Source organism: Flavobacterium sp. MDT1-60, from assembly GCF_014844035.1.
GTDB lineage: Bacteria > Bacteroidota > Bacteroidia > Flavobacteriales > Flavobacteriaceae > Flavobacterium.
Genome location: NZ_CP062159.1, coordinates 2,446,714 through 2,473,155, shown reverse-complemented (window position 1 = coordinate 2,473,155; position 26,442 = coordinate 2,446,714). Strand labels below are relative to the sequence as shown.

Sequence of the window (26,442 nt, the reverse complement as noted above, 5' to 3'; positions counted from 1 at the left end):
GTTATTATTGCTTTTTTCTTTAAAACAATTGCGTTTTACCAACTAATTGTTTAAAGTTGCATTATATTAAATAATAGTTAAAAAGCTAATCCTATCAATTAAGTTGAACGAAATTCAAAAATTAAACTTTGACATAAAACTTCAAAATCATTTCTGGTTTTGGGGCAGTTACTTTACTCTGAATTTTTTACGTTGGGGTGCGTACTTCAATGACTATCCGTACTCTTTTAAATCAAATTTAGTTGAGTTTTCACTGCACATTCCTTTGGTATATTTCAATCTCTTTGTTTTAGTTCCTCGTTATGTATTGAAACAGAAGTACATCACCTATACCTTTTCGTTACTATTAAGTTTGTTTGCTATTTATTTACTCAAAACAGCTCTTACCTATTATATTATATCTGAAAATATATGGCCAGAAGCAAATCGTGAATATCATCCTTTTGAGATCAATCACATTGTGGCCGTTTGTATTGGGGAATTATATGTTTTGGCGATGGCTTCCTCGGTTTATCTAACTTTAACATGGCTTAGGGAACGGGAAAGAAACAGATCGTTAAGAGAGAATCAATTCAAAATCAAATTAAAATATCTTGAAAATCAGATTCAGCCGCATTTCTTTTTCAATACTTTAAATAATTTATATGCTTTATCATTAGAATCTTCAAACAAGGTTCCTGATGTTATCATTAAATTATCAAATTTGATGGAATATGTTTTATATGATGTAAAAGGAACCAAATTTGTTCCTTTAATAAAAGAAATAGATTATATTCAGAATTACATTGAAATTGAAAAGTTACGCTTTGAGAATGTAGAAGTTACGATCAATTTAGAATCTAATATTGAAGACATTGTTGTACCTCCTTTAATATTTATTTCATTGGTCGAAAACGCTTTTAAACATGGTGGTTTAAACAATCGAAACTTAAAAATTAAGATCAATTGTAAAGTTATCGATAATAAAATGTTAGATTTTGAAATCCTAAATAATTTTGTAATTTCACAAAGTCTTAATTCAAAAGGTGGAATTGGATTAACTAATACCAAGAAAAGATTAAAGTTAATTTACAAAAACAATTTCAGCCTAAAACAAAAAACAAAATTGAACTACTATATAATCCGCTTGCAAATACCTATTTATAATGAAAATTAAATGCGTGTTGGTTGATGATGAGCCATTAGCTATCAAAGTCTTACAAAATTATTTTAATAATTTTACTGATTTTGAGGTTATCGGCACATTTAATAATTCTTTAGAAGCACTTGATTTTATAAACAGTACAACTGTTGATGCTGTATTTTTGGATATCAATATGCCAATGATGACCGGATTTGAACTTATTAGTCTGATCGAAAACAAAACCAAAGTAATCATCACAACTGCTTTTAGGGAATTTGCTGCCGAAAGTTACGATCTGGATGTTTTAGATTATTTGGTAAAACCTATTCCGCTGCCAAGATTTATAAAGTGTATCAATAAAATTACAACCGAATACAATTTAAAAAACAATATTAAAGTTGAAGCCACAAAAGGTGATTCTCACATTTTTATTAAAGTTGATAAAAAAATGATGAAAATTAATATTGAAGAGATTTTATTTGTTGAAGGAATGAAGGAATACATCAAAGTTGTCACTCCTGATAAAACCTATATTACACACAAATCCTTAACTTCATTATCTGAAGAATTACCTGCAGATCGTTTCCTTCGCATCCATAAATCTTACGTAATTGCCCTCAATAAGGTTAAATCTATTGAAGGAAATCGCATTCAGATACAATCGTACACTATTCCGATTGGCAGAAATTACAGTAAAGATGTAAAAACCAAAATTCTTGAATAAATACTATTTCTTTTTCGTTTTCTAAGTAGGTAAAAATTAACACTTTGTTGAAAAAATGATGTTGTTGGTTTAAATTTAACATTATTTGTGCCTTTTTATTTTTTTTTGATATACTTAACAAATATATTTACGGTCTTCAAAAAACAATAAATTAAAAAATTAACCTTATTACAATTATGAGTTCAGAAAATGTGCAAACCAAGTGGGGGCAATTTATCTCATTGATAATCGTCTTCTTCTTTTGGGGTTTTGTTGGATCTGCCAACGACATCTTAATTCCAGTATTCAAAAAAGTATTTACCTTATCTCAGGTACAATCACAGTTAGTAGCCTGGGCATTCTACGTTTCTTACTTTGTAGGATCGATAATCTTCTTTTTGGTTTCTCTAAAAGTAGATGTTTTACAAAAATTTGGATACAAAAAAACACTTTCAGCTGGTTTAGTTCTTTCAGCTGTTGGTTCTTTTTTATTCATTCCAGCTGCAACAATGGAAAGTTTCCCTTTCTTCTTAACTGCTTTATTTACTGTAGGTTTAGGATTTTCAATTCAACAAATTGTAGCCAATCCTTTAGCTATTAAAATGGGAAGTCCTGCAACAGGAGCGCACCGTTTAACATTGGCAGGAGGAATTAACTCTTTCGGAACAACTATTGGAGCTATTTTATTAGGAATTGCTTTGTTCGGAATGGGAGATAATAAAAAAACTTCACTTTCATTAGAAGATATCAAATTGCCATTTATCATCTTAGGTCTTGCTTTTATAGCTGTAGCTATATTCATGAATTTTTCTAAAATTGAAGATCCTGCAAAAGAAGAGGAAGAAGTAGTTAAAGTAGCTCACGAAAAATTCAACATATTAGACTATCCACAACTATATTTAGGAATGTTAGCTATCTTCATTTATGTTGGTACTGAAGTAACTATTATTAGTAATTTACCCGCTCTTCTCCATACTGCTGAATTTGGTAATGTTTTAGAAGATGCTATTGCTCCGTTTATTGCCCTTTATTGGGGAAGTTTAATGATTGGCCGCTGGAATGGTGGTGTAAACGTTTTCAATACTTCAAACCTGGTAAATACAGCCCTTAAGTTTATTGTTCCTGCTATTGCATTTGGAGTAATTATTGGAGCTAATATTTTTGCCGGACATGACGTTTCTGCGTTTTATATCTATCCAATCTGGATTTTATTATTTATAGCGGTAAGTTTTGTGGGAGGTAAAAATGCCGGAAAAACTTTAATGCTTTTCGGTATATCAGGTGTATTAATGATGTTGATTGGATTGGTTTGCCCAGATCCTTCAATTGCTAAGTTCTTCTTTATTTCCGGAGGTTTATTCTTATCTATCATGTGGCCTTCTATCTTTGATTTAGCGATTGCAGGTTTAGGAAAAAACACAGGAAAAGCATCTTCATTCCTAATTATGATGATTCTTGGAGGAGGAGTTATTCCTTTGGTTCAGGGAAGTATCTGTGATATTGACCTTACCAGTCCGGAAGGAATTTTCGGAATCACATGGACACATTTCTCTTACATCGTTCCATTAATTGGTTTTGCATACTTAGGATTTTACGGTTTTTACTGTCCTAAAATATTAAAAAGACAAGGAATTAATCACGTTGAAGGCGGTGGCGGAGGTCACTAAACGATAAAATAACAATAAAAAAAATCCCAAATTCCAATTTTCATCAATTAGGATTTGGGATTTTTTTAGTTTAATACTATAAAACTAATTATGCCTATTTCGCAATAATAATGTTGTTCAGATTCTTCTTAAAAATAGCTTTATTTTGTTCTGATAATGTATAAACAACTTCTTTATCGGCATGAACAATAACTTTATCTATATTGGCTTCTAAAAGCGCTTTAGGATCTTTAATTTTTAATGTACAGGCACCATCAAAAAAACCATCATCTTCAATTATTTTTCTGGCTTCAATAACAGTTCCGTCACTTAAAACAGCCGAAATGGTCATTTCCTTATTTAATGTTTTAGAATAAAAACCATCCATTACCAGAAGCAAACGATAGGAATTTTTCATTTCCGGACCTTTAAATTCATGACGGGTAATGTTATATCTCAACCCTTTGGCGAGTGTTTGAAACTTTACCGTGCAATCTAATTCAAAAGTAGCAACATCACCCGCTTCATTTACTGATTTCAAAACTTTAGCTTGTGCATTTATCTGCAAACCAGACAATAACAACACGAATAATATTATTTTTTTTTTCATATGTGGGTTATTTAATGAATAAAAATAATAAAAAAAACGCCACCTTTTACAAGAAAAGATAGCGTTTTAATAAACGTTTAAATCTTATTATTTATTTCCTTTTTCGAAATCAGCAACAAATTGAGCTAATCCAATATCAGTTAAAGGGTGTTTCAGTAATCCATAAATTGCAGAAAGTGGTCCTGTCATAACATCAGCACCAATTTTAGCACAGTTTACAATGTGCATTGTATGACGCACAGAAGCTGCTAAAATTTGAGTTTCGTATCCGTAATTATCATAAATCAATCTAATCTCTTCGATTAAATTTAAACCGTCTGTAGAGATATCATCTAAACGACCAATAAAAGGAGAAACATAAGTTGCTCCTGCTTTTGCAGCTAATAAAGCTTGTCCAGCTGAAAACACTAGTGTTACGTTTGTCTTAATTCCTTTATCTGAAAAATATTTCGCAGCCATTACACCTTCTTTCGTCATAGGTAGTTTCACTACGATTTGGTCATGCAATTCAGCTAATTCTTCACCTTCTTTGATCATTCCATCATAATCCAGCGCATTTACTTCAGCACTTACATCACCTTCTACAAGATTGCAAATGTCAACATAATGTTTCAAAATATTGTTCTTTCCGGTAATACCTTCTTTTGCCATCAATGATGGATTCGTTGTTACACCATCTAAAACACCTAATGCTTGTGCTTCTTTAATTTGCGCTAAATTAGCTGTATCAATAAAAAATTTCATAATCTATATTATTTAATTGTGTGTTTAAAAATTCGGTGCAAAATTACAACTTATAATGGTTCATTAACATTTTTTCATAAACTTTATCTGGTAGAGCACGTTTTAACACAATCGAAAATTTCTGCATAAAGACTCCAACTTTGTAATGAACTTTAGGGCTTTTTTGCTGCATAATTTTAAAAATAGCTTCCGCCATTTCATTCGGATTACTTCCTGCATCAACATGTTCATTCATTGTTGCCAGCGTATCGCCATAAACCTTTTCATAAGCAGAACCCTGAATAACCGGTGCATGATAACGCCCTGAAGCAATATTTGTAGCAAAATCGCCTGGTGCCACGTTTGTAATCTCAATTCCAAAGGATTTCACTTCCATTCTCAAAGCTTCTGTGATTAATTCCAAAGCACCTTTTGATGCCGAATAAACACTTCTGTAAGGTAATCCCATATAACCTGCAATTGAAGTAATATTAATAATTAAACCTGATTTTTGTGCACGCATTTGTGGTAAAACAGCTTTCATTACTTCAATTGGACCAAAAAAGTTGGTTTCAAAATTGTTTTTGATTTCTTCCATCGGAATTTCTTCTAATGGTCCGGTAATTCCAACTCCCGCATTATTAATAACTACATCTAAACGCCCCGAAATCTCAATAACTTTTGCTACCGCCGACTTAATAGATTCGGCATTTCGAACATCTAAAGCTATTAACGGGAAAATTGAGTTCAAAACTTTTTCGGGATTTCTACTCGTTCCGTAAACAACGAAACCTTTTTTATGCAAAAATTCTCCAATAGATTTTCCAATCCCTGAGGATCCTCCGGTAATTAAAACGACTTTACTCATTTTTTGGTTTGATGTTAAATGTTATAAGTTAAACGTGATTATCTATAAGCAGAACGTGATGTAGGATAAAAACTTCTAACCTCTCACATATAACTTCTAACTTACGACAGGTCCAAAAATAAAAAAATCCTCCCGAAGGAAGACTACTTTTGTATTAAATCTAAAAAATAAAAAAATGGCAAGCGACCTACATCGCACCGCTCAACCACGTACCCTTGCTATGTTCCCATCCTGGGGGAGTCTGCAGGAGCTGGTCGTGTAGGACTTGCCGGTGCAAATATACAATCTTTTTATATTTTTGCAAGAGCTTTGTTGCTATAAAAATATCGTCGTATATTGGCTTCTTCAAATTTTAAACTATGAAAAAATATAACTTCCTAACTGTCATTTTATTAGGAATCACATTAATTGGATGTGGAGATAAAAATAAAGGTGAAAATTCTTTTTTTACTATTGATGATTCTGCTTTTCCAGCACATTTTTCACAAAAAGAAGCGGTATCAATTGGAGTTTTAAACCCAAAATCGAAAGAAATTGATAGCATTGCCTACTTTGTAAATGATAAAAAGGTTGGAAGTACAAAAGGTGCTGAAAAATTTAAATTTGAATTGAAAGATCAAAAACTGGGTTACCAATATTTAAAAGCAACCGTTTATTTTGGATCGGACTCTTCGGATGCAACCAAACGAATTGAATTAATATCGGACGTTGAACCTAAATTATTAAAATATAAAATCGTTAATACTTATCCTCATGACACAGCTTCTTTTACAGAAGGTCTGGAATTCTATAAAGACACTTTGTACGAAAGCACAGGAAAAGAGGGAACTTCTTATTTAAGAAAATACGATTACAAAACAGGAAAAGTTTTCAAACAAATTGATTTAGATAAAAAATATTTTGGCGAAGGAATTACCTTTATTAATGGTAAATTATTTCAATTAACCTGGCAAAATAAAACGGGGTTTATCTACGATGCAAATACATTGAAACTGGAAAAATCTTTTACTTATGAAAAAGATATTGAAGGTTGGGGAATGACAAATGACGGAAAATTCATTTACCAAACTGATAAAACAGAAAAAATCTGGAAAATGGATCCATCAACACAAAAAATGGTTGATTACATTAATGTTTACTCAGGGACTTCTAAAATTAAAGCAATCAATGAATTAGAGTGGATTAACGGAAAAATATATACAAATGTCTGGTTGAAAGATGCTATCGCAGTTGTTAATCCAACCTCAGGAGCTGTTGAAGGAATCCTTGACATGTCAGGTTTGCGAAAATTTATGACAGACATAACCAAAGATGATGTTTTAAACGGAATCGCTTACAATCCTAAAACAAGAACCATTTTTGTAACTGGCAAAAATTGGAGCAAAATATTTGAAATCACGGTTTCAGAATAAAATAAAAAACGAATAATTTAAACACGAATTTCACAGATTTCACGAATTGGTTCGTGATAATTTGTGAAATTTGTGTTTTATAACAATATTAATATATGACAACTTTAATTATCAACATAAAAGAATTACTTCAGGTTCTTGAATCTTCCATCACAAAAGTTTCCGGAGCTGAAATGGCAATTCTTCCAACCATCAAAAATGCTTTTTTAATTTTAAAAGATAATTTAATTGAGAATTTTGGATCAATGGAAGATCTTGCTGAAATCAAAGCAGATAAAATTATTGATGCGACTGGTAGAATTGTTTTACCTTCCTGGTGCGATAGCCACACACACATAGTTTATGCAGGAAATCGCGAACAGGAATTTGTTGACAGAATCAACGGTTTTACCTATGAGGAAATTGCCAATCGTGGTGGTGGAATTTTAAACTCTGCTAAAAAACTCAACGAAACTTCTGAAGAAGAAATTTACGAGCAATCCAAACTTCGATTGGAAGAAGTTATGCATTTAGGAACCGGAGCTGTCGAAATAAAATCAGGCTACGGACTTACTGTTGAAGGAGAATTAAAGATGTTGCGTGTTATAAAAAAACTGGCAGAAAATTATCCAATTGCAATTAAATCCACTTTTTTAGGTGCACATGCTTTTCCATTACATTACAAAGAAAACAAGCCAGGTTATATTGATGAAATTATAACGAAAATGCTTCCGGAAATTGCTCAAAACAAATTAGCCGATTATATTGATGTTTTTTGTGAAACCGGTTATTTTTCTACAGAAGAAACAGAGAAAATAATGGAAGCCGGAATTCAATTCGGCTTAAAGCCAAAAATTCACGTGAATCAATTCAACTCTATAGGAGGAATTCAGTCTGGAATCAAATTTAAAGCCCTTTCTGTCGATCATCTCGAAATTATGAACCCCGAAGATATTGAAGCTTTAAAAGACACTGAAACGATGCCTGTGGCATTACCCTCGTGTTCTTACTTTTTAAGTATTCCGTATACACCAGCTCGTGAAATGATAAAAGCTGGCCTACCACTTGCTTTGGCTACAGATTTCAACCCAGGCTCTACTCCATCCGGAAATATGAATTTTGTGGTTGCAACCGCGTGTATTAAAATGAAAATGACTCCTGAAGAAGCTATAAATGCAGCAACAATAAACGGCGCTTATGCAATGGGACTTTCCGAAACCCATGGAAGTATTACAAAAGGAAAAAAAGCAAATTTAATCCTCACAAAACCAATTTCGTCTTATTATCAGATTCCATATGCTTTTGGTAGTAATTTAATTGAAAGTGTTTTTCTGGAAGGAAAAATTCTCAACTAATTTTTAAAAATGCTTTTAATAAAAAAAGGTCTGTGAAAAACTTCACAGACCTTTAATATTTTAGTGGTATTGTTATCCCGCTGGATAAATTATCTCAAAGTAAAACTAGTTTTAGAAACTAATTCATCATTATCAAAAACATTGATAAAATAAGTTCCTTTTTCGAAATCTTTACCAATTAAATCTTCAGAAACATTTACAGATTTATTTTCATATTGAACAGTAGTTTTAAAACTATAAGTCAAAGTATTATCTCCAAAAGTTTCTGTTTTTTTATCTCCTAAAACATTGTTTTTACTGTCAATAACCTGTACATAATAGGTTTTATCTCCAGATTTTGCGATTTGATTCTCAGCAATTGTAAAACTAACTTTTAAAACATCAGCACGACTTGCTTTATCAGTTTCAACTTGTTTACCAGAACCTTTTACTTTGTAAGCAATTGTTTTAGTATTTAAAACTGATAATTTAGAACCTTTTTCAACCGTTTTAGCCAATTCTTCGTTTTGACCAACTAATACTTCATTGTATTTTTTCGACTCTCCTAAAACCACAATTGTACTGTCTCTTTGAACTGTAAGAACACCATTTTGTTTTTTCAATTCATCGTTTTCAGCAACTAAAGTTTTCATTTTACCTTGCATTGCCTGAACCTGAGATCTGTATTTAGATACATCTCCTTTAGATTTATTCAAATCATCCATCAAAGCGACTACTTTGTCTCTTTCCTGAATTAACTCATCAGACATTGATGTGTTTTCAGCGATAGCAGCATCATAAGTTGATTTCAATTCTTGTAAATCTTTCATAACAGATTCTTTTTCTGTCATGGTTGTTGTAAGCTCTGTTTTAACCACTTCTGTATCAGAAGATAATTTAAAAATATACACTAAGCTACCGATCAATAGGACTGCTAAAACTGCGATTACCGCTTTTAGACTTGAGTTGTTGTTCTTTGGGTTTTCCATATTTAATAATTTTCTTTAAAAACAAATTTAAGAATTAATATATCCTAATAACGTAAGTTAATACAATTATATTATTTTTGAGCAATATTTTTTTTTATGGAGAAATTAATTCCTTTTACTGTTACTGATTTAGCAAAAGTTACAAACCACAGAAGTGGCGAAATAAAGTTTGGCGAGAAGATGATTGTCATTCCCAAAGGTGTTGACAAAATTACTTTTCTAAAAGAAAGTGAGGCTAAATATGTGCTTTTGGGAATTCCTGAAGATATTGGCGTGCGTGCCAATTACGGCAGACCCGGAGCAGCATCGGCATGGCAATGTGCTATAAAAAGTATCGCTAATATTCAGCATAATCGTTTTTGCAAAGGCAGTCAGATTATTGTTTTAGGCCAAATAAATGTTGCCGAAGAAATGCGCGATGTTGAAAATCTGGATTTTAATGACATCGATGACCGTTCAAAATTAAGTCAGTTAGTTGAAAAAATTGACAAGGAAGTTTCTCATATTATTTTTACTATTGTCAAAACAGGAAAAACACCTGTTATTATTGGTGGAGGGCATAACAATGCCTATGGAAATATAAAAGGTTCAGCTTTAGCCAAAGGAAAACCTATAAATGCCATTAATTTTGATGCCCATTCTGATTTTAGAATTTTAGAAGGACGTCACAGCGGAAACGGTTTCTCATATGCTTATGAAGAAGGTTTTCTGAAAAAATATTTTATTTTTGGTTTACATGAGAATTATACCTCAAAAAGCGTTCTGGATATCATTAAAAAATTAGAAGATCGTGTACGTTATAATACATATGACAGCGTAAACATTCGAAAAGAAAAAGAATTCAATAAGGAAATGATTATGGCCTTAGATTTCATAAAAAATGATTCTTTCGGTATTGAAATTGATTTGGACGCCATTCCAAATATTGCTAGTAGTGCTATGACTATAAGTGGTTTTTCTGTAGAAGAATTAAGACAGTTTGTATCGTTCTTTGGACAACATAAAAATGCTGCCTATTTGCATATTTGTGAGGGTGCACCAGATTTAGCTGATTCTCCAAACAACAATTTAATTGGAAAACTAATTGGCTATTTAATAACTGATTTCATTAAGGCAAACAATGAAAAAATCTAATATTAACTGAAATTTTGATAAGTAATAATTAGTACATTTCCCAAATAAACTCCAATTCAAATAAACGATTGGCTGAATAAACCTATCTTTGCACAGAATTTTAGTACTTTAAACTAAAATCTTAATACCTAAGATATGTTATTCGAAGATTTATCACTTTCAAAAAGTATACAAAAAGCCGTATTTGAAGAAGGCTACCTAAACCCCACTCCTATTCAGGAACAATCTATACCGATCGTTTTATCAGGAAGGGATTTAATTGGGTGCGCACAAACAGGTACAGGAAAAACAGCAGCATTTGCAATTCCAATTATACATCAGTTACACCGAATTGTTGGTTCAACAAAAAAAGCCAAAGTAATTCGTGCCCTCATAGTTACACCTACACGTGAATTAGCGGTGCAAATTGGACAAAGTTTTGACACTTATGCCAAATATACCAACTTAACCCAATTAACCATTTTTGGTGGAGTTTCTCAAAATCCACAAGTAGACACTTTAAAAAATGGAGTTGACATTCTGGTTGCAACACCGGGAAGGTTATTAGATTTACAAAAACAAGGATTTCTAGATTTGGACCATTTGCACACTTTGGTTTTAGATGAAGCCGATCAGATGCTGGATATGGGATTTATAAACGATGTGAAAAAGATCGTAAAATTAACTCCTAAAAATCGCCAGACTTTATTATTCTCTGCAACGATGCCTATCGCAATTCGTGAATTGGCTGAAATGTTCTTGCAAGATCCTGCAAAGGTAGAAGTTTCGCCAGTTTCATCAACTGCTGAAACTGTTGAGCAACGTGTTTATTTTGTTGAAAAAAACCGAAAAAAGAAATTTATTATATCATTTAATAAAAAATGAAAATTTATCAAATGTGCTTGTCTTCTCAAGAACAAAACATGGAGCAGATAATGTTGTAAAAGCGCTTCGTAAAAAAGATATTCCGGCTGAAGCAATTCACGGTGATAAATCACAAAATGCGAGACAACGTGTTTTAGATGCATTTAAAAATAAAGAAGTTGGTGTTTTGGTTGCAACAGATATTGCTGCAAGAGGAATCGACATTGATCAATTGCCATTTGTAATCAACTTTGATTTACCAAATATTCCAGAGACCTACGTTCACCGAATTGGTAGAACCGGGCGTGCAGGAAATGGCGGAATTGCAATTTCATTTTGCGGTAAAGATGAAGAACCATATTGGAAAGATATTCAAAAACTAATAAAAGTAGATGTAAAAACAATTACTGACCATCCTTATCCATGGCATTCAGGAAGTCCCGAAGCAATAGCTGAAAAACCTAAAAATTCAAACCGAAGCGGAGGTGCTCATAAATCAAGAAAGTCAAATGCTTCTAAGCAAAATAAAAAACGTTGGTACTAACCAACGTTTTTTGCTTCTTTTATTAAATAACTGATAATTTTAAATAACTTAATCGGTTCAAACGGCTTCACTATAATATCATTAATTCCGGATGAAATGGCTTCATCCGTTATTTCGTCCTTATCAAAAGCCGTCAATGCTACAATTGGTGTTGTAACCTTCTTTAAGCGAATTCTTTTTGTAGTTTCAAATCCATTCATCAAAGGCATATTGATGTCCATTAAAATCAGATCAAAATTTTCTTTCTCTATAATATCCAATGCTGCAAAACCGTCATCAACTACTTTGCAGACATAATTGTTTTTTTCGATAATCTTTTTTGTAACCAATTGATTAATTAGATTATCCTCGACAATTAAAATTTTATAAACCTCACTGGATGTTAAATCCACCTCTATTTCGTCAATAATCTTTTTTGTTTTTTGAGGATCGTGTTCAAATGGAATTACAAATGAAAACGATGTCCCTGCACCAATATCACTTTCGAGATTAATTGTACTTCCAAAAAGGCCTAAAAGCCTTTTTACTATACTTAATCCCAAGCCTGTCCCTTGATAATCTTCGTCTTTTCTTCCTACCTGAACAAATTTTTCAAAAATTTTATCCTGATCTACAACTGCAATTCCAACACCATTATCTATAATATGAAACTCTAAAAAATAAAATCTTTCTTCAACTTTATTAAGTCTCACAATGATTTCTACTTCACCATCTTTCGTGAATTTTAGTGCATTACTAACCAAATTCATCAGAATTTGAGCCAATCTTAATTTATCACCAATCAGATATTCCGGAATGCAAGGATCGATATCGATCTTAATTTTATTATTATTTTTTGAGAAAGAAAAGAAAGTGAATTTTTTATCATTGTTATTTCATCTGAGATATTGAATGTCAGATTTTCAAGAATAACTCTATTTTCTTCAATTTTATTAATCTGTAAAATATCATTTACCAGAGAAAGTAAATATCGGGCCGAAAATTTTAAGGAGCTCAAGTGTTGACTTTGAGATAATTCCTTATGTTCTTCCAATAACATATTTGTTATACCAACAACACCATACAAAGGAGTACGCAATTCATGACTTATAGTAGAAATAAACTGCGTTTTGAGTAAAGAAGCTTCCTCTGCAATTTCTTTCGCTTGTAAAAGCTCTATATTGGCCTTCTTCTTTAACCGAATGTTTTTAATTAAGGTGATAATTAGCAATAAGAAAATCAAAGAAACAATAACAAATAAAACGACAATTATCCTTGATTTTTTAAGACTCCGATATTGCTCAATTTTTTCATTTTCTATTTTATCAATTTGTCTTTTGTACTCATCTAATTCACGATTAAATCCTGCTATAGAAGCTCTTTTAAGTTTCTCTTTATCAGTCAATTCATCTCTAATTTTACTATAGGAAAGCAAATTCTTATAAGCCTCCTCAGATTTGCCAATCTTGTTTAAAAATTTCGAATACTCTAAATATGCATATACCAAATCCGTTTTTTCATCTTTAGATTCGCCAACAGAAATAGCTTTTAAAAAATACTCATTTGCCTTAACAGTATTATTTTCATTAGCCCAATACATTCCGTTTAAAAAATTCAAAGCAATATCGTTTGATTTTCCCTCTAAATCATTCTGATGTTTATTAATATAACGTAAGTAAGGCAAACCTTCTTTATAATTTTCAATCTTGAAATACGACCAAACTATGTTAAGGTTTGTTATAGCGATTTCTTTCAAATATTTTTGTTGCTTACCAAATTTTAATGACTCCTTGTAATAGGTAATTCCGGTGCTATACAACTTTTTTTCGAAAAAAAATAAGTTCCCTAAATTACTAGTTATCATCATTCTTAAACTAACAATATTAGATCGTTCTGCGTAAGATAATGCTTTCTTGTAAAAAAAAACTGCCTTATCAACTTCACCTAAATCATGAAAATTAATTGCAATTATATTGTAGTTTCTGGAAATCAAAGTATCATTTTTTAAATCAAATGCATACTTTAGGGCGATTCCTGACTTCTCTAAAGATTTTTCATAATTAGTATCATCTAAATAATCACAAGCCTGTTGCGTTAAATCTTTAACTTTTACAACGGATATAGAGGTAATCTGAGCTGATAACTCAGGGCAAAATATATTTAGAAAAATAAAAATAAAAAAACAAAATCTATAATGAGGCATAGTTAGTAGTATGTTTATTCAAATATACATTATTATAATAATACAAAATATAGTATTATTTTAATAAGATAAGATTCAATAATCAGTTTTTTTCTATTGTATCCGCTAAAACATTTAGCATGTTCAACAAGAAATTTTGAAAAATTTATGGGTTTCAACATTTTGGCATGAAAATTTATATTTTCATAAAGAAACTTTTAAATTCACAGAAACAGAAAAATCAACTAAAGAGCAACAAAAATCGAATTCGGAGAAACTCCTGAGGAAAAAACTTAGAAAAGAAAAAGTAGCAGCTTAAATTTTTTGTTATTACTCATTTAAAACCTGTAATTAAAATAAAAAGCCATAACAGTTAATTCTATTTCTGGCTTTTTATATGAAAAGAAGCAAATTAGTTTTCTTCTATAATCCCTAAATTCTCTTCTTTATTATTTTCCCATTGCCCAACTACAGAAGTTGCAAGAGCATTTCCCAGAACATTTGTAGCGCTTCTAAACATATCACAAAAGTGATCAATAGGTAAGATTAATGCAATTCCTTCAACCGGAATATCAAACATACCACATGTTGCCGCAACCACCACTAAGCTAGCTCTTGGAACACCTGCAATTCCTTTACTGGTCAACATTAAAACCAAAAGCATTACCATCTGGGTACCTATATCTAAGTGAACACCATAAAATTGCGCGATAAAGATACTTGCGAAAGTCATGTACATCATACTTCCGTCCAAATTGAATGAATATCCCAGTGGAAGCATAAATGACACGATTTTATCTTTTACACCAAATTCTTCCAGTTCCTCAGTTAATTTTGGAAAAACAGCTTCACTACTAGTTGTTCCAAAAGCAATTGCCAGTGGTCCAATAATACGTCTCAATAACTCTGTCATTCTTCCTTTCAGGAAAATATAACCAACTGCTATTAAAATAACCCATAATGTACTGATTCCTATTAAGAACGATCCAAAGAATTTAAAATAGGTAATTACTAATTCCTCAGCATCTCTAACAGCAAATACACCTGCAATGGCTCCAAAAACTCCAATTGGAGCAAAGTTCATTACATAGTTTACCATTTTCAAAACAATGTGTGACGCTTTATCTAATGCATTAATTACTGGTTTTACAGTACTTCCTAATGAAGCCGCAGCCAATCCAAAAAAGATTGAGAATATTACAATCTGTAAAATCTCATTAGTTGCCATTGCTTCAAAAATACTTTTAGGAACAATGTGCTCAACAAAATTCTCAACAGAAAGTATTTTAGTTTTACCGGTTACTTCTGAAGCTGCTGCCATGTCAACATGATCCAATTTTAAACCTACTCCTGGTTCTAAAATATTGACATAAAACAAACCAATTAATAAGGATATAAAAGAAGCTGTAAAAAACCATCCAAGCGCCTTTCCTCCAATTCTTCCAACCGTTTTTATATCTCCAAGTTTGGCAATTCCAACTACTAAAGTGGTAAATACTAAAGGTGAAATAATCATTTGTACCAATCGGATAAATACGGTAGCTAACATTTTTATTTTATTGCTAAACGATTGCGCTGCTTCTGGCGAAATATAATTGTGCAATATAATTCCTAAAGTAGCTCCAAGAACCATTGCAATTATAATTTGCCCGGTTAGTCCTGAAAGAAATGATTTTTTTTTGGTTTCTGTAATTTGTTGCATTAAACTGTTTGTTTTAAATTAAAATATTAAGACCCTCACTGCCTTAACTTTTATCAATATGTTTTGTTGATCAAATAAAAATCAGCCAAAACAATCGCCGCCATTGCCTCAACAATTGGCACTGCACGAGGTACTACACACGGATCATGACGGCCTTTACCTGTCATTGGTGTAATGTTTCCTTTATTATCTAATGAATCCTGGGTCTGCATGATAGTTGCAACAGGTTTGAAGGCTACTCTAAAATAGATATCCATACCGTTACTGATTCCACCCTGAATTCCGCCAGAAAGATTTGTCTTTGTAGTTCCGTCAGGATTGTATAAGTCATTGTGCTCACTTCCTTTCATTTCAGATCCTGAAAATCCGCTTCCGTATTCAAATCCTTTTACCGCATTGATAGAAAGCATTGCTTTTCCAAGTTCCGCATGCAATTTATCAAAAACAGGCTCACCTAAACCAACCGGAACATTTTGAATTACGCAAGAAACAACACCCCCAACAGTATCCCCTTGTTTACGGATATCGCGAATATATTCTTCCATAATTGCAGCCGATTTTTCATCTGGACAACGAACAGGGTTACTTTCAATTTTTGAAAAATCCAAATCCTGATAAGGTGTATCTAAATGAATTGGCCCCACAGACGAAACGTAAGCATTAATTTTAATCTCAGGCAACATTTGTTTTGCAATAGCGCCTGCTACTACTCTGCTTGCGGTTTCTCTTGCAGAACTCCTTCCGCCTCCGCGATAGTCACGAAAACCATATTTTTGATCGTATACGTAATCTGCATGACTTGGTCTGTAATTATCTTTGATATGCGAATAATCATCTGATTTTTGATTGGTATTCGGAATAATAAAACCAATTGGAGTTCCGGTTGTTTTTCCTTCAAAAATTCCAGATAAAAACTGAACTGCATCTGGTTCTTTTCTTTGCGTTACAATTGCTGATTGTCCTGGTTTTCTTCGGGACATTTCAACTTCAATTGCTTCTAAATCAAGTTGTATTCCTGATGGACATCCATCTATAATTCCGCCTAAAGCTTCACCATGAGATTCTCCAAATGTTGTAACTTTATATAGGGTGCCGTAGCTATTTCCTGCCATTGTAATTTGTTTTGAGCAAATGTAAGTTTTATGAATTAAATTAAAAAATTTAAAGTTGGTATTATTAAGCAAAGGTTAAGTTGTCTAAAAATCATAATTTATTAAAATTGAAGCCAAATTGATAACCTTTTGATAAAACAAAACCACTTCAGTTTTCTTTTATTTGCTAAACTTCAAATCAAGAAAAATTGAAAAAAAGAAATGTCGAATTGGTTATTCTTTCTGATGTTCATTTAGGAACTTACGGAAGCCACGCCAAAGAACTAAACAACTACTTATCAAGCATTAAACCCAAAACTTTAGTCTTAAACGGCGACATTATTGATGCATGGCAATTTAGAAAATCATATTTCCCTAAAGCGCATTTAAGAGTCATTCAACGTATTATTGGGATGGCTACTAAAGGCACAAAAGTGTATTACATCACTGGAAACCATGATGAAATACTTCGTAAATTCAGCGACATGAATATGGGGAATTTTGCGTTGCTAGATAAACTTGTTTTAGATTTAGACGATAAAAAAGCCTGGATTTTTCACGGAGATGTTTTTGATGCCTCTGTACAGCACTCCAAATGGATTGCAAAATTAGGCGGTTTAGGTTATGATTATTTAATCCTGAGCAATCGATTTGCCAATTGGTGTTTAGCAAAATTAGGTCGCGAACCATACTCATTTTCAAAAAAAATTAAAGCCAGCGTAAAAAAAGCAGTTAAGTTTATTTCTGATTTTGAAACTACCGCTACAGATTTAGCGATCGAAAAAAAATATGATTATGTAATTTGCGGACATATTCACGAGCCAAAAATTGCTACTATAGAAAACAAACACGGATCGACTTTATATTTAAATTCCGGGGATTGGGTTGAAAACCTAACTGCCTTAGAATATCATAAAAAACGCTGGAAATTATTTTCTTACGCCGAATCAAATTTAACCGGAGAAGATGAAAATTTATTTGAAATGGAGGATATTGTTGCTTCTCAGCTAATTACTTCATTTGTCACCAAAAGATAAATAGCTATAAATAAAAAACTTAGCGCATTAGCGGCATCCAACTTATATTAGTGAGTTAGAAATTCATAAAAATGTGAATTATATAACAATTTTAAAGAATCTTATACGTTCTATGATTGGTCCTAATTATATATTTGACAAAAATTAATAACCATTTTTATGAAAAAAATCATTTTATCAGCCATTATGCTATTTGGATTAGCGTTTACAGCTCAGGCACAAGACATCGCTAAAAACGCCCTTGGATTACGTTTAGGAGACAACAACGGATTTGGAGGAGAAGTATCGTACCAAAGAGGATTAAATCAAAAAAACAGACTTGAATTCGATTTAGGATGGAGAAACAGTAGTGATGTAGACGCCATTAAAGGAGTTGCTCTTTACCAATGGGTTTGGAACATCGACGGAGGTTTTAACTGGTATGCTGGTGTTGGTGGTGGTATAGCTGCCTGGGACCACGATTATTATAACAATAATGTTAAATACAATGACAGCGGAACTTACGTTTTTGCTGCAGGAGATATTGGTATTGAATATGGCTTTAAAGAAGTGCCAATTTTATTATCATTAGATGCAAGACCAGAAATTGGTTCCGGATATTATGACGATGACAACTTTGGATTTGATGTTGGTTTAGGAATCAAATTCAAATTCTAAAATAAAAAATAATTGTAAAAGAAAACCTGTCGCTTTAATTACGACAGGTTTTTTTATTTGTTACACTGAGCGAAGTCAAAGTGCTTGTCTTATATAAAGAACTTATTTAATAATAATCTCTTTTTTTGAATGAACTTTCACGACTGTATAAGGATAAGTAATCACTTGCATCGTCATACCATCCGGAGCCGGGCTGTTTTCTTTCACGGTAATAATAATATTCTTATCCGTTTCTTCCACTTTTTCAACTCCAATAGAATATCCTCCAGTATTTTTTTCTCCCATGTTCAAAATAACGTAATTAGAATTACTAATGTCAGCCTGTTTCATTTTATCAGCCAAAAGAGGATCGTTTTCTAACATTTTGATCTCATTTGGTTCAGTCAAAATCTCATAAAATTTGATATTTCCTCCACCGTCAGATTGCGTTGTTAAAACTTCATATAATGCATTTGAATCTGATGTTTTTTTTGCTCCGCAAGAAATTAAAACAAAAACTGCTACAACCGAAATTACTTTTTTCATTTACGCTTACTTTTAAAATTATTGTTTCTACTCTTTATAATCATCAATTGCTTTTTGATACAAAGCTTCGTATATTGGAAGTATGTTTTTGATATCAAATTTCTTTGCAACTTCTAGAGCATTCTCTTTGAACTTATTTAGAACTTCATCATTTTCCAGGATTTTAATCGCATTTGCAGCCATTTCCTCAACATTTCCAACATTACTCAAATATCCGGAAACACCATCAAAATTAACTTCCGGCAGTCCACCCGAATTACTAGAAATTACTGGGACACCACACGCCATTGCTTCTAAAGCAGCCAAACCAAAACTTTCTGTTTCAGACGGAAGTAAAAATAAATCTGTCAAACATAAAATCTTGTCGATTTCATTACTGTTTCCAAAGAAAATTACTTTATCGTAAATTCCCAATTCCATGCATAGAATTTCTGCTTTCTCTTTTTCAGGACCATCACCAACCATCATTAATTTAGCAGGCATCACTTTCTGAATATTATAGAAAATCTTAATAATATCAGGAATACGTTTTACTTTTCTAAAGTTACTGATATGAGTAATAATGCGCTCATTTTCCTTCGCCATAACATAACGATGACAAGGAGCAGTCGGGTCTTTCTTAACTTTATCCAATTCTATAAAATTAGGTATTACCTTTATTTTATTCTTGATTTTGAATAATTTCAATGTATCATCTTTCAAACTCTGCGAAACCGAAGTTACATAATCTGATTTGTTGATACTAAAAGTCACGGCAGGTTTATAAAAAGGATGATTTCCCACCAATGTAATATCCGTTCCGTGAAGCGTCGTAATCATCGGAAGATTAATTCCTTCATTTTTCAGCATTTGCTTCGCCATATAGCCCGCATATGCGTGTGGAATTGCATAATGTACATGAAGAACTTCTATTTTATATAATTTAACCATATCAACCAATTTGCTTGACAAAGCCAATTCGTAAGGCTGATAATGGAAAAGAGGATATTCAGGAACGTTTACTTCGTGATAATGAACATTAGGATTTAAAAGTGCCAGCCTAACCGGCTGACTGTAGGTAATAAAGTGGATTTCGTGTCCGCGTCTGGCTAATTCGAGGCCTAATTCTGTGGCTACAACCCCACTACCGCCAAATGTCGGATAACAAACTATTGCTATTTTCATGTATTAAATTTAATACTACGAAAGTACTCAAAAATCACGTTTAATCGAAGTTTTCGATTGTTAGATTTTTGTGAATTATTGATTTATCAGATTATTAGATTGTTAGATCTTAAGTTTTTTAGACAATTAGATTTTATGTCATCTTGAGAAAAACCACAATTTTGAAGAAAACTGCCAACTCATAATTCCTAACTCATAACTTATAATTTTCATCAGGAGCAGAAGTTTCATTTTCAAAAGACAACCTGTCCCGCTGCCCGCTATATCTTTTATGCCGAACCCCGCCATAAAAGGATATCACTCCCATCAGGGCTAGATTAGAGGTTTTTATTTTTTATAACAACTTAATGTTTGAAAATTTGGTACGTACTTTTTTCAATTAGGCGGATGCAAACCATAAAACATTCTACCGGTATAATAATCCAATACTAAATATCCAATCGTAATGAGAATGAAAAGTATTATAATTATTTTTATAGTTCTTAACTTCATTTTTTATGTTTTTTAACTAGTATATAATCTAACAAAAAAAGGCACAAAATCAAAATTTTATGCCTTTTCAAATATTATATAAATTTCTCTTAGAAAAATCTGCTGTGCCAGCTATCAGCAGCAGGAACTTCCCAGGATTCATTGAATTCTTCGATGTTGTTTACTAAATTATTAAACACAATCGTATTCTCAGAAACTGATTTATCTTTAACCATTTTCTTGAAATCTATTAATGTTTTGTGCGCGATATGTTCGCCATTTTTAAAAGTTACATTCATTTTATCTAACAAATCAACGCTGTACTTTTTCTCCAGACTCTGAATAAATTCAACAGAACTATCTATAGAACATCCTGTAGCAGCCTGCACGTCCTGATTTACAGCCAAAATAATAAATCGGTTGTATTTCAATAAATACGAAGCTTCTAAACTTGTTCCATGTGCTGCCCATTCTTCAACAAAAGCTTTTAGGTCAGTTTCAATTTCAGAAAATTCTTCCTCAGAAAATTTTCTGTTTGATTGATAAATCCAAACTCTGGATTCACCAGGTAAATTTTCAAAAGGTATATACATTTTAATTTTAGATTTTAGATTGTTGATTTTAGATTCTTTGAAAATTTCAGTTTTAAAGTTTCAAAAAACTTATAACCTTACTTATTGTTTTTCTAATTTTGTAAGGATTTTAAAGTATCTAAACTCTTTAACTTTAATATCAAATAATTCAATTTCGGTATAACTTACTTTAAGCTTGTCTTTTTTCTTAATTTCATTATTAGTTAGCAATGATGCTGTATCAAAATAATCCAATAAAAGGAGACTATAATTTCTTCCATTTTGATCTTTCATTTGTAAGGTCATAAACTGTTCCGATTTTATATCAATTACCTCACCAATAACAAAAGCATCTTCTTCTTTAACATCGTCTTTTGAACCTTTCCCTAATTCCAAAATCATACTAGGACAAATTTCCAGCATTTTTACACCAACAGTTTCCCCTAACTTAGTCATTCCGTCTTTATCAGTAAACTTAACCTTTTCATCAGCTTTAAATTCTGACATATGATCGGAATAGCTTTTAATCATGCATACTCCAACTGCAGCTTTTAATTCATCTCCTGTAAAATTATCCGATTTAAGCTTTTTAGCATCCAGACATTCACATGTTTCTTTTGCAATAATATTTAAAACATCCTGAGAATATGTAACGATACTAGAGAATAAAACAATTAGCAAAAATATATTTTTCTTCATTTTAAAAATCCTGAGCATTAGCAATTAGTTCTGCAATATCCATAACCTTAACCTGTCCTTCTTTCTCCTGGTGTTTGATACCGTCGGTCAACATGGTGTTACAGAACGGACAGCCTGCTGCGATTATATCTGGTTGTACTTCTAACGCATCTTCTGTACGCAATACGTTCACTTCTTTGTTTCCTGGTTCAGCATCTTTAAACATTTGTGCTCCGCCTGCTCCACAACACAATCCGTTTGCTTTTGAACGCTTCATTTCAACTAATTCAACATCTAACTTTTGAATTAAATCTCTTGGCGCTTCGTATACTTTATTCGCTCTTCCTAAATAACAAGGATCGTGAAAAGTGATTTTTTTCCCTTTAAACTGACCGCCTTCAACAGTCAGTCTTCCTTCATCAATTAATGACTTTAAAAATTCAGTATGATGAATTACATCATATTGACCTCCTAACTCAGGATATTCATTTTTTAAAGTATTAAAACAATGCGGGCAAGCCGTAACAATCTTTTTCGCTTCATATGCATTTAAAACCTCGATATTCATCATGGCCTGCATCTGAAATAAAAATTCATTTCCAGCACGTTTTGCAGGATCTCCGGTACAACTTTCTTCTGTACCTAAAACCGCAAATGAAACATTGGTACGATTTAAAATACGTACAAATGCTTTGGTAATTTTTTTTGCTCTATCATCAAAACTTCCTGCGCAACCCACCCAAAATAAAACTTCTGGCTGTTTTCCTTCGGCTAGCATTTCAGCCATTGTTGGCACTACTAAACTTTCTGACATCTTCTTTTGTTGTTAAATCGGTTAATCGCTTATTTGGCTAATCGTACTCTTTACTATAACCTCCACTAAAAAAACCTCAAATATTTTATTCAATAGATTAAACGGTTAAACAAATAACCAATTCAATCTTACTTCTCTAATTCTCGTTCTTCCAGTTCAATCTATCTTGCTGACTGTATTGCCATGGTGCTCCATTATTTTCAATATTTGTCATCATAGCATTCAACGACATTGGAGCAGCACTTTGTTCCATCACTAAATAACGACGCATATCCATAATAATAGACAACGGACTAATATTTACCGGACACTCTTCAACACAAGCGTTACAAGATGTGCAAGCCCAAAGCTCTTCTGGTGTAATATAATCGTTTAGTAGTGTTTTGTTATCCGGAACAAAAACACCTTTATTAGTGTCAATATTTTTCCCTACTTCTTGTAAACGATCTCTCGTATCCATCATAATCTTACGAGGAGATAATTTTTTACCCGTTTGATTTGCCGGACATGCTGATGTACAACGTCCACATTCTGTACACGTATAAGCGTTTAACAACTGAACCCAGTTTAAATCCTGAACATCGCTTGCACCAAATTTACCCGGAGCTGCATTTTCATCAACCGGAGCTGCTGCAAACGGATCAGCATTTGGATCCATCATTAACTTTACTTCTTTGGTAACCGACTCTAAATTATCAAATTTCCCTTTCGAATTTAAATCTGCAAAATAGGTATTTGGAAAAGCCAAAAGAATATGTAAGTGTTTTGAAAAATATAAATAGTTCATAAAAACCAAAATACCCACAATATGAACCCACCAGAAAATTTCAAATAAAAGAACAACTAATTCATTTGAAAGACCATTAAAAATTGGCGCTATAAACTGACTCACCGGAAAAGTTCCTGCTTTATGAAAAACTCCTCCCGGAACATTCTGTAAATGCAAATCAGAGGCGTTCATCAATAAAAACAAAATCATCAATACCGTTTCAAAATACAGAATATAATTAGCATCACTTTTAGGGAAACCTTTTAAATCTGAATGTATAAAACGTTTCAATCTAATACCATTTCTTCTAATCCAGAAAACTGTAACGGCAAAAATTACCAGTATTGCCAATATTTCAAATGAAGCAATTAAAACATCATAAACTACACCCAAATAAGGCGCAAAAATTCTATGAGTTCCAAATAATCCATCAATGATGATTTCAAGTAATTCTATATTTATAATAATAAATCCAACGTATACAACAATATGCAATACACCCGCAACAGGACGTTTCACCATTTTAGATTGTCCAAGAGCAATCAATGCCATGTTTGCCCAACGTGCTTTCGGATTGTCTTTTCGATCTACATCAACTCCTAATTTTATGTTCCTGATTATTTTTTTCACACTTGAAGCAAAAAAGCCAAAACCAGCTATCAGAAGTATAGCGAATAAAATATTATCTAAATAACTCATTCCTTATTATTTTTTGTCGGTTGTTTTGGCATCTTCTACAGGTGCAACGTATGGTTTATTTTTCTTTCCAAAAAGAGAAACATTTACATAACGTGTTGGATATAATCGAACATCCTGCAATAATAATTCAAGCTCTTTTGAAGTTTTAGCTAAATTATTATATAAAGCATCATCATTCAATAATTTACCTGCAGAACCTTTTCCTGAGTTTAAGTTAGTCATAATACCATCTACTTTTGTTAAAGTTTGGTTTAAGTTTCTAACTGTTTTTCCTAAATCGGCTTTATTTAAAGAATCTGATATTTTGTTGAAGTTGCTTGACATTTTATTAAAGTTTGTCACAACTCCATTAATCTGCGCTTTGTTAGTATCTAAAATAGAATTAAGACTTCCTGAAGCTCTATGAAATTGTTCCATGGTCTGACTCAATTCTGACAACGATTTTTTCAAATCTTCCTGACCTTTTTTATCTAAAACATTGTTTAACCCGCCAACCAGCGTATTTATGTTTGCCAGCATTAGATTTAATTTTTGCTGAATTGGCTCTATTTTACCGCCTAAAGATTCGGTTAATCCTAATTCAATAGTTGCTTCCAAAGTTTGCCCATCAACCGCAGGATCTTTATCCGCAAGATTCGGAATAATTTTAATTTGTTTTCCTCCAATTAAACTCGGAGAATATAATGCCGCTTTACTGGTTTTAGAAATTGGAAAATCCGTTTTTAACTGAAGTTCAACTAATAATCTACCTGTTGTTTCGTTGATTGTAATTTTATTTACCTTACCAATTCCCAGTCCGTTTAAGGTTACCGGAGCTGATTGTGATAAATCTTCAACATTATCATATTCTACATATAATGTTTTATAATTTGTAAAAAGATCTCTGCCTTTTAAAAAGCTGTAGCCCCAAATAAATAATAAAATTGACGCGATGACTAAAATAGCCGTTTTAATTTCTCTTGTTAGTTTCAAAATTCTAAGTGTTTGTACAAAATTAATATAAATATTCGAACTTGTGGCTATTATTTAGTGGCGTCCTGAATACTGATTTTTTCTCCGTCTTTATATACTATTAAAAAAGAAGCTCCATATCCTTTACTTTTAGCTTCTTGCAAATATTTTTGTGCTGCCTGATAATCTGAAGTTTCTTCGTAGAAATATTTATAAATATTATTTTCATACAACATCGTCACATTTTTCAGTCCTTTAAAGTTCTTTGGTTCTAAAGGAGTCTTTTTAATACTGGCAATCAATTGTACTTTAAAAATAGTTCCTTTTGTTGCATTTTTGTTTGTTGCCGGAACAGCTATAACCGTCTTTGGTTTAGCAGTGTCTTTTACTGGTTTGGCATCCATTACTTCCGGAACTCCAGAACCAAAATACTCTCTTTTGTAACTTATAATTGCTTCAGCAATAGCTTTGGCGATATCATTTTGACCTTCTTCTGAATTTAAAATATTTCCTTCAGTAGGGTTCGAAACAAAACCAGTTTCAACCAAAACCCTTGGCATATAAGCTTTATGCAGTACCATAAATGGTGCTTGTTTTACTCCACCCTGACGAAGTTTTTTTCCCAATCTGTCAAAATTATCTTCGATTTTACTGGCCAATGCAATACTATTATCTAAATATTCTTCCTGCATTAAGGTCATTCCAATCATAGATTCCGGAGAATTCGGATCGTAACCTTCATACTTACGTTTATAATCCTTCTCCAAAGTAATTACCGAGTTCTCTTTTTTCGCAGCTTCAAGATTCGATGCTACTTTACTTAAACCCATTACGTAAGTTTCTGTCCCGTCTGCCGCTGTATTTTTGTTCGCATTACAATGTATTGAAACAAAAATATTGGAGTTGGCTCTGTTAGCAATATTGGCTCTTTCGACCAAATCGATAAAAACATCCGTCTTACGGGTATAAATGACATTAACATTTGGACTGTCTTCTAAAATTTTTCCAACTTTTAACACAATGGCCAATGCAATATTTTTTTCGATTCTTCCGCTATAGACGGCTCCAAAGTCATGATCACCGTGTCCGGCATCAAGTGTTACCTTAAAAACATTTGCCTGACTGTATGCGCAAAATGAAATTATAGTTAGAAAAAAACTAAATGTTAGCCTAGTTTTGTTAAATATGTTCATAAATCTAAAAGTTAATTTTAATAAAATGCAACTGCTATAATTTTTACAAT

The 26,442-nt window shown here is 32.2% G+C and carries 24 protein-coding genes, 1 other RNA gene and 1 pseudogene; 9 read left to right on the top strand and 17 right to left on the bottom strand.

Features of this window, described 5'->3' with window-relative positions; translation table 11 throughout:
• Positions 1-103 precede the first annotated feature (103 nt).
• The 3 genes from IHE43_RS10730 to IHE43_RS10720 all read left to right on the top strand — a co-directional run bounded on the left by IHE43_RS10730 (position 104) and on the right by IHE43_RS10720 (position 3,493).
• Entirely contained in the window at positions 104-1,156 is a 1,053-nt protein-coding gene (locus tag IHE43_RS10730; RefSeq protein ID WP_192187926.1) for a sensor histidine kinase, read from the top strand.
• Complete coding sequence (locus IHE43_RS10725; protein WP_192187925.1) at positions 1,146-1,847, top strand: LytTR family DNA-binding domain-containing protein; 702 nt, start codon at positions 1,146-1,148, stop codon at positions 1,845-1,847. The genes IHE43_RS10730 and IHE43_RS10725 overlap by 11 nt, the downstream gene beginning before the upstream one ends.
• 176 nt (positions 1,848-2,023) lie before the next feature.
• Positions 2,024-3,493 (top strand): MFS transporter, encoded by a 1,470-nt coding sequence (locus IHE43_RS10720; RefSeq protein WP_192187924.1) that lies wholly within the window; start codon positions 2,024-2,026, stop codon positions 3,491-3,493.
• A gap of 94 nt (positions 3,494-3,587) precedes the next feature.
• On the opposite strand, the gene IHE43_RS10715 is transcribed toward IHE43_RS10720, so the two are convergent.
• From IHE43_RS10715 to ffs, 4 genes are all read right to left on the bottom strand, one after another.
• Positions 3,588-4,082 (bottom strand): hypothetical protein, encoded by a 495-nt coding sequence (locus tag IHE43_RS10715; protein ID WP_192187923.1) that lies wholly within the window; start codon positions 4,080-4,082, stop codon positions 3,588-3,590.
• 87 nt (positions 4,083-4,169) lie between these two features.
• Complete coding sequence (gene fsa / locus IHE43_RS10710) at positions 4,170-4,826, bottom strand: fructose-6-phosphate aldolase (RefSeq protein ID WP_192187922.1); 657 nt, start codon at positions 4,824-4,826, stop codon at positions 4,170-4,172.
• 43 nt (positions 4,827-4,869) lie between these two features.
• A complete protein-coding gene (locus tag IHE43_RS10705; RefSeq protein WP_192187921.1) occupies positions 4,870-5,673 on the bottom strand; it encodes an SDR family oxidoreductase in 804 nt (267 codons plus the stop codon).
• Positions 5,674-5,846: 173 nt separating this feature from the next.
• An RNA gene (gene ffs / locus IHE43_RS10700) (signal recognition particle sRNA small type) lies at positions 5,847-5,944 on the bottom strand.
• Positions 5,945-6,032: 88 nt separating this feature from the next.
• Here ffs and IHE43_RS10695 point away from each other — a divergent pair.
• Positions 6,033-7,085, top strand: a complete 1,053-nt coding sequence (locus IHE43_RS10695; RefSeq protein WP_192187920.1) for a glutaminyl-peptide cyclotransferase — start codon at positions 6,033-6,035, stop codon at positions 7,083-7,085.
• 95 nt (positions 7,086-7,180) lie between these two features.
• Positions 7,181-8,419 carry an imidazolonepropionase gene (hutI, locus tag IHE43_RS10690; RefSeq protein ID WP_192187919.1) on the top strand — a complete coding sequence of 413 codons (1,239 nt, stop codon included), beginning with the start codon at positions 7,181-7,183 and terminating at the stop codon, positions 8,417-8,419.
• Between the two features lie 89 nt (positions 8,420-8,508).
• Here the strand turns inward: hutI and IHE43_RS10685 are convergent, their stop codons facing one another.
• Positions 8,509-9,387: a hypothetical protein gene (locus IHE43_RS10685; RefSeq protein ID WP_056194348.1), complete on the bottom strand. Its 879-nt coding sequence runs from the start codon at positions 9,385-9,387 to the stop codon at positions 8,509-8,511.
• Positions 9,388-9,483: 96 nt separating this feature from the next.
• Between IHE43_RS10685 and IHE43_RS10680 the strand changes: the two genes are divergently transcribed.
• Positions 9,484-10,521 (top strand): formimidoylglutamase, encoded by a 1,038-nt coding sequence (locus tag IHE43_RS10680; RefSeq protein ID WP_192187918.1) that lies wholly within the window; start codon positions 9,484-9,486, stop codon positions 10,519-10,521.
• A 135-nt stretch (positions 10,522-10,656) separates the two neighbouring features.
• Positions 10,657-11,908 (top strand): annotated as a pseudogene (locus IHE43_RS10675) (DEAD/DEAH box helicase).
• Here IHE43_RS10675 and IHE43_RS23555 read toward each other — a convergent pair.
• The 4 genes from IHE43_RS23555 to aroC form a co-directional block, all read right to left on the bottom strand.
• Entirely contained in the window at positions 11,905-12,657 is a 753-nt protein-coding gene (locus IHE43_RS23555) for a response regulator (RefSeq protein ID WP_255514078.1), read from the bottom strand. The pseudogene IHE43_RS10675 and the gene IHE43_RS23555 sit on opposite strands and share 4 nt — an antisense overlap.
• A gap of 32 nt (positions 12,658-12,689) precedes the next feature.
• Positions 12,690-14,090 carry a histidine kinase dimerization/phospho-acceptor domain-containing protein gene (locus tag IHE43_RS23550; protein WP_225585461.1) on the bottom strand — a complete coding sequence of 467 codons (1,401 nt, stop codon included), beginning with the start codon at positions 14,088-14,090 and terminating at the stop codon, positions 12,690-12,692.
• Positions 14,091-14,481: 391 nt separating this feature from the next.
• Positions 14,482-15,771, bottom strand: coding sequence for a dicarboxylate/amino acid:cation symporter (locus IHE43_RS10665; RefSeq protein WP_192187917.1), 1,290 nt, complete (start codon positions 15,769-15,771; stop codon positions 14,482-14,484).
• Between the two features lie 53 nt (positions 15,772-15,824).
• Positions 15,825-16,883, bottom strand: coding sequence for a chorismate synthase (gene aroC / locus IHE43_RS10660; RefSeq protein WP_056194335.1), 1,059 nt, complete (start codon positions 16,881-16,883; stop codon positions 15,825-15,827).
• 188 nt (positions 16,884-17,071) lie between these two features.
• Between aroC and IHE43_RS10655 the strand changes: the two genes are divergently transcribed.
• Entirely contained in the window at positions 17,072-17,899 is an 828-nt protein-coding gene (locus tag IHE43_RS10655; RefSeq protein WP_192187916.1) for a UDP-2,3-diacylglucosamine diphosphatase, read from the top strand.
• 159 nt (positions 17,900-18,058) lie between these two features.
• The gene (locus IHE43_RS10650) at positions 18,059-18,556 is read left to right on the top strand and encodes a hypothetical protein (protein WP_192187915.1); all 498 of its coding nucleotides are present in this window, start codon (positions 18,059-18,061) and stop codon (positions 18,554-18,556) included.
• A gap of 102 nt (positions 18,557-18,658) precedes the next feature.
• On the opposite strand, the gene IHE43_RS10645 is transcribed toward IHE43_RS10650, so the two are convergent.
• The 8 genes from IHE43_RS10645 to IHE43_RS10610 form a co-directional block, all read right to left on the bottom strand.
• On the bottom strand, positions 18,659-19,081 hold the full coding sequence (locus IHE43_RS10645) for a protease complex subunit PrcB family protein (protein ID WP_192187914.1): 423 nt from the start codon (positions 19,079-19,081) through the stop codon (positions 18,659-18,661).
• 27 nt (positions 19,082-19,108) lie between these two features.
• Positions 19,109-20,245 (bottom strand): N-acetyl-alpha-D-glucosaminyl L-malate synthase BshA, encoded by a 1,137-nt coding sequence (gene bshA / locus IHE43_RS10640; protein WP_192187913.1) that lies wholly within the window; start codon positions 20,243-20,245, stop codon positions 19,109-19,111.
• Between the two features lie 581 nt (positions 20,246-20,826).
• Complete coding sequence (locus IHE43_RS10635; protein WP_192187912.1) at positions 20,827-21,309, bottom strand: ABC transporter ATPase; 483 nt, start codon at positions 21,307-21,309, stop codon at positions 20,827-20,829.
• Positions 21,310-21,390: 81 nt separating this feature from the next.
• Positions 21,391-21,987, bottom strand: coding sequence for a hypothetical protein (locus IHE43_RS10630; protein WP_192187911.1), 597 nt, complete (start codon positions 21,985-21,987; stop codon positions 21,391-21,393).
• A gap of 1 nt (position 21,988) precedes the next feature.
• Positions 21,989-22,780, bottom strand: a complete 792-nt coding sequence (locus tag IHE43_RS10625) for a (Fe-S)-binding protein (protein ID WP_192187910.1) — start codon at positions 22,778-22,780, stop codon at positions 21,989-21,991.
• Positions 22,781-22,916: 136 nt separating this feature from the next.
• Positions 22,917-24,248 (bottom strand): (Fe-S)-binding protein, encoded by a 1,332-nt coding sequence (locus IHE43_RS10620; RefSeq protein WP_192187909.1) that lies wholly within the window; start codon positions 24,246-24,248, stop codon positions 22,917-22,919.
• 6 nt (positions 24,249-24,254) lie between these two features.
• Positions 24,255-25,220, bottom strand: a complete 966-nt coding sequence (locus tag IHE43_RS10615) for an MlaD family protein (protein ID WP_192187908.1) — start codon at positions 25,218-25,220, stop codon at positions 24,255-24,257.
• Between the two features lie 50 nt (positions 25,221-25,270).
• Positions 25,271-26,392, bottom strand: coding sequence for an N-acetylmuramoyl-L-alanine amidase (locus IHE43_RS10610; RefSeq protein ID WP_192187907.1), 1,122 nt, complete (start codon positions 26,390-26,392; stop codon positions 25,271-25,273).
• Between the last annotated feature and the right edge of the window lie 50 nt (positions 26,393-26,442).

Excerpts from the sequence above, each read along its gene's own strand:
- IHE43_RS10705 (WP_192187921.1), bottom strand. The coding sequence starts at position 5,673 with ATGAGTAAAGTCGTTTTAATTACCGGAGGATCCTCAGGGATTGGAAAA.
- IHE43_RS23555 (WP_255514078.1), bottom strand. The coding sequence starts at position 12,657 with ATGAATTTGGTTAGTAATGCACTAAAATTCACGAAAGATGGTGAAGTA.
- IHE43_RS10610 (WP_192187907.1), bottom strand. The coding sequence starts at position 26,392 with ATGAACATATTTAACAAAACTAGGCTAACATTTAGTTTTTTTCTAACT.
- hutI (WP_192187919.1), top strand. The coding sequence starts at position 7,181 with ATGACAACTTTAATTATCAACATAAAAGAATTACTTCAGGTTCTTGAA.
- IHE43_RS10630 (WP_192187911.1), bottom strand. The coding sequence starts at position 21,987 with ATGAAGAAAAATATATTTTTGCTAATTGTTTTATTCTCTAGTATCGTT.
- IHE43_RS10725 (WP_192187925.1), top strand. The coding sequence starts at position 1,146 with ATGAAAATTAAATGCGTGTTGGTTGATGATGAGCCATTAGCTATCAAA.
- IHE43_RS10715 (WP_192187923.1), bottom strand. The coding sequence starts at position 4,082 with ATGAAAAAAAAAATAATATTATTCGTGTTGTTATTGTCTGGTTTGCAG.
- IHE43_RS10695 (WP_192187920.1), top strand. The coding sequence starts at position 6,033 with ATGAAAAAATATAACTTCCTAACTGTCATTTTATTAGGAATCACATTA.
- bshA (WP_192187913.1), bottom strand. The coding sequence starts at position 20,245 with ATGAAAATAGCAATAGTTTGTTATCCGACATTTGGCGGTAGTGGGGTT.
- IHE43_RS10625 (WP_192187910.1), bottom strand. The coding sequence starts at position 22,780 with ATGTCAGAAAGTTTAGTAGTGCCAACAATGGCTGAAATGCTAGCCGAA.
- IHE43_RS23550 (WP_225585461.1), bottom strand. The coding sequence starts at position 14,090 with ATGCCTCATTATAGATTTTGTTTTTTTATTTTTATTTTTCTAAATATA.
- IHE43_RS10680 (WP_192187918.1), top strand. The coding sequence starts at position 9,484 with ATGGAGAAATTAATTCCTTTTACTGTTACTGATTTAGCAAAAGTTACA.
- IHE43_RS10645 (WP_192187914.1), bottom strand. The coding sequence starts at position 19,081 with ATGAAAAAAGTAATTTCGGTTGTAGCAGTTTTTGTTTTAATTTCTTGC.
- aroC (WP_056194335.1), bottom strand. The coding sequence starts at position 16,883 with ATGGCAGGAAATAGCTACGGCACCCTATATAAAGTTACAACATTTGGA.
- IHE43_RS10665 (WP_192187917.1), bottom strand. The coding sequence starts at position 15,771 with ATGCAACAAATTACAGAAACCAAAAAAAAATCATTTCTTTCAGGACTA.
- IHE43_RS10650 (WP_192187915.1), top strand. The coding sequence starts at position 18,059 with ATGAAAAAAATCATTTTATCAGCCATTATGCTATTTGGATTAGCGTTT.
- IHE43_RS10720 (WP_192187924.1), top strand. The coding sequence starts at position 2,024 with ATGAGTTCAGAAAATGTGCAAACCAAGTGGGGGCAATTTATCTCATTG.
- IHE43_RS10685 (WP_056194348.1), bottom strand. The coding sequence starts at position 9,387 with ATGGAAAACCCAAAGAACAACAACTCAAGTCTAAAAGCGGTAATCGCA.
- fsa (WP_192187922.1), bottom strand. The coding sequence starts at position 4,826 with ATGAAATTTTTTATTGATACAGCTAATTTAGCGCAAATTAAAGAAGCA.
- IHE43_RS10620 (WP_192187909.1), bottom strand. The coding sequence starts at position 24,248 with ATGAGTTATTTAGATAATATTTTATTCGCTATACTTCTGATAGCTGGT.
- IHE43_RS10635 (WP_192187912.1), bottom strand. The coding sequence starts at position 21,309 with ATGTATATACCTTTTGAAAATTTACCTGGTGAATCCAGAGTTTGGATT.